Origin of the sequence: Rathayibacter tanaceti, from assembly GCF_001634385.1 — a bacterium.
Taxonomy (GTDB): Bacteria; Actinomycetota; Actinomycetes; order Actinomycetales; family Microbacteriaceae; genus Rathayibacter; species Rathayibacter tanaceti.
Genome location: NZ_LIIN01000239.1, coordinates 1 through 1,621, shown reverse-complemented (window position 1 = coordinate 1,621; position 1,621 = coordinate 1). Strand labels below are relative to the sequence as shown.

The following is a 1,621-nucleotide window of genomic DNA, read 5'->3' as shown; positions in this document are numbered from 1 at the left end:
CGCCCTGCCCGAGCCGGCGCAGCAGACGGCGAGCCCCGGGGCGCCCTGACCGCTGCGCAGCGACCCGTCGCCGACGAGATCGCCGCGGTCCTCGGCGTCGACCTTGCCGCGGTCGGCCCCGACACCGGCTTCTTCGCCCTCGGCGGCGACTCCCTCGCCGCGGTCCGGCTCGCCAACCGGCTGTCGCGCGCCCTGCAGCGTACGGTGCCGACCCGCGCGGTGTTCGAGAACCCCACGGTCGCCGATCTCAGCCGGTTCGTCGCGCTCGCCGACGCCGCGACGGACCGCCCCCGCACCGTCGTGTCCGCCGACGGCGCAGCCACCCTCCCGGCGACCCCGGGCCAGCGGCGCATGTGGCTCGCCACGCAGCTCGACACGACTGCGGCGACCTACACCGTCCCCCTCGCGTTCCTCTTCGACACCGAACCCGACCGTGCCGCGCTGACGCAGGCCCTCGCCGATACGACACGGCGGCACGCGGCCCTCCGGACCCTGCTGTCGCCGGGGCCCGACGCCCTGGTCGCCGAGCGGCTCGCGGCCGACGACCCCCGGGCGGCTCCGGTCGTCGAAGAGATCTCCGACGTCGATGCGTTTGTGCGGCGTCCGTTCGACCTGGCATCCGCCATCCCGATCCGCATCGGCCTGAGCCGACGTGTCGACGGCTGGCTCCTCGTCCTCGCACTGCACCACAGCGCCGTCGACGAGGCATCCGAACCGACCCTGCTGCAGAGCATCTCGGATGCCATGGCCGCCCGTCTCGCAGGGACGGCCCCCGTCTGGCGCACTGCGGACGCCACGGTCGACCCGCCGACCGGCGAGAGCGCGGCCGACGCAGTGACCCGCCTCGGACCCCTGCCCGACCGGGCCGACATCCCCGGTTGGGCGACCACCACGACGGGTTTCGGGCGCGCCGGGGCGACGCGGACCCGCGTGCTCACCGGCCCCTCTGCCGAGGCGGTGCGCCGCCGCTCGGTCGACGCCACCGTCTTCGAACTCGCCGTCCGCGCGGTCGCGACCGCGGTCGAGCGGCTGGGCGGACCGTCGCAGCTGCTGATCGCCGCCCCCGTCGCGCGGACGACGCCCGACGACGCAATCGTGGGATGCCACGTCACGACGACCCTGTTCGCGGTCGGGCGCGATGTCGACCTGCGGGCCCAGATCGTCTCGGCCCTCGACACGCGGGCGGACGTCGCCGATCTGGTGACCGCCGCACCGGAGCTGCGCGACCGCGCGGCGCCGCGCATCATGGTCGTCCACCAGTCGCGACGCCTCGACCGTCTCGTGCTCGGCCGACATGGGGGAGCGCGCGTGCCGATCTCGACGGGCACCGCCAAGTTCGACGCGACGATCACGGTGGCCGAGGTCGGCGACGACATCGCGGTCGAGCTGGAGTACGCCATGGACGCCATCGCCCCTGACGAGGCCGAGCGTTTCCTGCGCCACGCGTGCGCGGCGCTCCACGGCACCGCGGACGACGTCGACGCGGTCGACATCGCGACCCGGGCGCTCCTCGACGGCGGCGACGCGATCGACGCGGGCGGCCCGCGGACGCTCACCGAGCTGATCGCCCCCCGCCGCTCGGAGGAGGCCCATCGCCATTGCGGGCGCCTCGCGGCCCGGG

Annotated in this window: 1 protein-coding gene; it reads left to right on the top strand. The window is 75.4% G+C overall.

What is annotated here, in order from left to right; translation table 11 throughout:
• On the top strand, nt 1-1,621 hold a 1,621-nt coding region (locus tag ACH61_RS15310; RefSeq protein WP_153038947.1), incomplete at both ends, for a condensation domain-containing protein.